The organism is Xanthobacter sp. BG11Y11_SDJG, assembly GCF_057364445.1.
The window spans coordinates 1-2,690 of sequence record NZ_JBNFNU010000493.1; the positions used below are offsets into that span (position 1 = coordinate 1).

Sequence of the window (2,690 nt, forward strand, 5' to 3'; positions counted from 1 at the left end):
CTGGGTGGTGTTCGGCGGTGCGCTCGCCCCCTGCTGCCGCTCGGGCTCCAGGGGCTCGGCCTGTCGCTCGCGGCCTTCACCGGCGGCCTCCTGACCACGCTTCTCATCGCCCGCCTTGCCACCCGAGGCGGACAGACCTCGGTGGCGACGCTGCTGTTCGCCGGCCTCGCGCTCGGCGCGCTGGCGAGCGCCGGCACCGGCGTGCTGGTGTTCATGGCCAGCGAGCAGCAGACCCGCGAATTCCTGTTCTGGACCCTGGGCAGCCTCGGCGGCGCCACCTGGCTGAAGGCCGCGCTCACGGCGCCCTTCGTGGTCGCGCTCGTGGCGCTCACGCCCTTCCTCGCGCGCGGGCTGGACGCCATGGCGCTGGGCGAGGCGGAGGCCTTCCACGTGGGCATCGACGTCAACCGGCTGAAGCGCATCTGCGTGGTGGCGGTGGCGGCAGGCGTCGGCGCGGCGGTGGCCGCGGCAGGCGTCGTCGCCTTCATCGGCCTCATGGTGCCCCACCTGGCGCGGCTCGTGATCGGACCGGGGCACCGCGCGCTGCTGCCGGCCTCGGCGCTGCTCGGCGCGGCGGTGGTGCTTGGCGCCGATATCCTCGCCCGCATGATCGCCATGCCGGCCGAACTGCCGCTCGGCGTCGTCACCGCGCTCATCGGCGCCCCCTTCTTCCTGTGGCTGCTCATGGGCCGCCGCGCGTTCGCGGGCTAGCAGCGATGAGAAACGCATCCGGTCTCGCGCGCGCGGCGTCAGCGTCGCGATCCGCGGCAAGCGGCTCGTCAGCGATGTCGACCTCGACGTCCTGCCCGGCACCGTCACCATCCTCGTGGGGCCGAACGGAGCCGGAAAGTCGACCCTATTGAAGGCGCTCACGGGCGAGATGCGCCTGGCCGCGGGCCGCGTCACGCTCGACGGCGCCGACATCCATGCCATGCCGCCGCGCGATCTCGCCTTCCGCCGGGCGGTGCTGCCGCAGGCGGCGGAGGTGGCCTTCCCCTTCACGGTGGAGGAGGTGATCGCCATCGGCCTCATCGGCACGCAGGCGCCGGACCGCGCCGCTCACGTCGCCCGCCTGCTCCAGCGGGTGGACCTGCCGGGCTTCGGCGGCCGGCGCTACGACAGCCTGTCGGGCGGCGAGCGCCAGCGGGTGCAGCTCGCCCGCGTGCTGGCGCAGATCGATTGCGCGCGCCGCGCTTACCCCGATGGCGCGGCGCGCCCGCATTCCTGTTCCTCGACGAGCCCACGTCGAGCCTCGACCTCGGCCACCAGCTCACGGTGCTGGCTTTGGCGCGCGAGCATGCGCGGGCGGGCGGCGGCGTGCTGGCGGTGCTGCACGACCTGAACCTCGCCGCCATGGTGGCGGACCGCATGGTGGTGCTGGCGGCCGGGCGCGTGGTGGCGGAGGGGCCGCCGGACGCGGTCGTCACCGATGACGTGCTGGCGCGGGCCTTCGGCGTCAGGGTGCGGGTCGGCGCCGTTCCGGCCGGCCCGTTCGTGCTGCCGCAGAGCATCGGCGTGGACGGGCTCAGGCCCTGAGCCGCCCGGGCAGACGGCGGAAGCGACGCGGTCGCGGCCCGACCTTTTGGCGGCATAGAGCGCCTGATCGGCGCGCTCCATCACGTCGCTGATGTCGCGGTCCTCGGGCGCCGCCAGCGTGGCGCCGATGCTGGCCGTCACCTGGATGCGCGCGGCGCCCACGTTGATCTGGCGCTGGCCGATGGCGGCCCGCAGGCGCTCGGCGAGGGCGACGAGGCCGGCGGCATCCACGTCGCGGGTGAGGACCACGAACTCCTCCCCGCCGATGCGAGCCGCCCGGTCGGCGCCGCGCACCACCTCCGCGATGGCCGCGCTCACCGCCGCGAGCACCTGGTCCCCCGCTTGGTGGCCGTGCGTGTCGTTCACGCGCTTGAAGTGGTCGATGTCCACCATCAGCAAGCCCACCGAATCGCTGGTCCGCGTGCCCGCGAGGGCGAGGGCCGCCTCGCGCTGGAAGGCGTGCCGGTTGAGCAATCCGGTGAGGGCATCGGTCTCGGCTATGCGGCGCAGGTCGCCCATGTCCTTGGCGTACTGGGCGCTCTGGAGGCTGACGCGCGCCTCGGCGGCGCCGACGCGGCGCAACAGCGCGCGCAGCGCGCCGGACAGGCGCACGATCTCGCGGCTGCCATGCTGGCGCGGCAGCATCTCGGAGCGCGCGGTTCGGCCGATCGCATCCGCCCGGTCGGCGAGGTTCACCAGCGGCCAGGCGATGCGCCGCGCCAGCACCGTGGCGATCGCGAGTGCGAGCAGGAGGACCGCGAGCCCCACCGCGAGGATGCTGCCGGCGAGCCGCCAGGCCTCGCCGAAGGCGGAACGTGCCGGCTGGCGGGCAATGACGATCCAGTCGATGAAGGGGGCGCGGTCATCGCCATCGGCCACCGCGAATCCGGTGAGGGTGCCATCGGCGCCGGGGCCGTCCACGATGGTGCCGAACTTGGCCGCCAGGAAATGGGCGATCTGCGCGGCGTCGAACGGCCGGCTCTCCGGCTTCGGGCCGAGCAGCATCCGCCCGTCGCGGGCGAGCAGCCAGATCTGTGCGGGGACAGCGCCCGGCCCGTCCAGAAGGTCGCGGCGCAGCGCGTCGGCATAATCGAGGGAAAGCTGGGCGACGAGGGCGCCGGCAATCTGGCCACCCCGGGCGGCCACCGGCAAGG

1 protein-coding gene and 2 pseudogenes are annotated in these 2,690 nt (G+C 74.2%); 2 read left to right on the forward strand and 1 reads right to left on the reverse strand.

Going from position 1 to position 2,690, the window contains the following annotated elements:
* Together AC2W7M_RS23365 and AC2W7M_RS23370 are read left to right on the forward strand one after the other, a co-directional pair.
* A partial coding sequence (locus AC2W7M_RS23365; RefSeq protein ID WP_486135313.1) for a FecCD family ABC transporter permease occupies nt 1-711 on the forward strand: 711 nt, incomplete at its 5' end.
* Nucleotides 712-727: 16 nt separating this feature from the next.
* Nucleotides 728-1,536: pseudogene (locus tag AC2W7M_RS23370) on the forward strand (heme ABC transporter ATP-binding protein).
* A gap of 81 nt (nt 1,537-1,617) precedes the next feature.
* Here AC2W7M_RS23370 and AC2W7M_RS23375 read toward each other — a convergent pair.
* A pseudogene (locus tag AC2W7M_RS23375) lies at nt 1,618-2,541 on the reverse strand (GGDEF domain-containing protein); the annotation flags it as partial.
* Between the last annotated feature and the right edge of the window lie 149 nt (nt 2,542-2,690).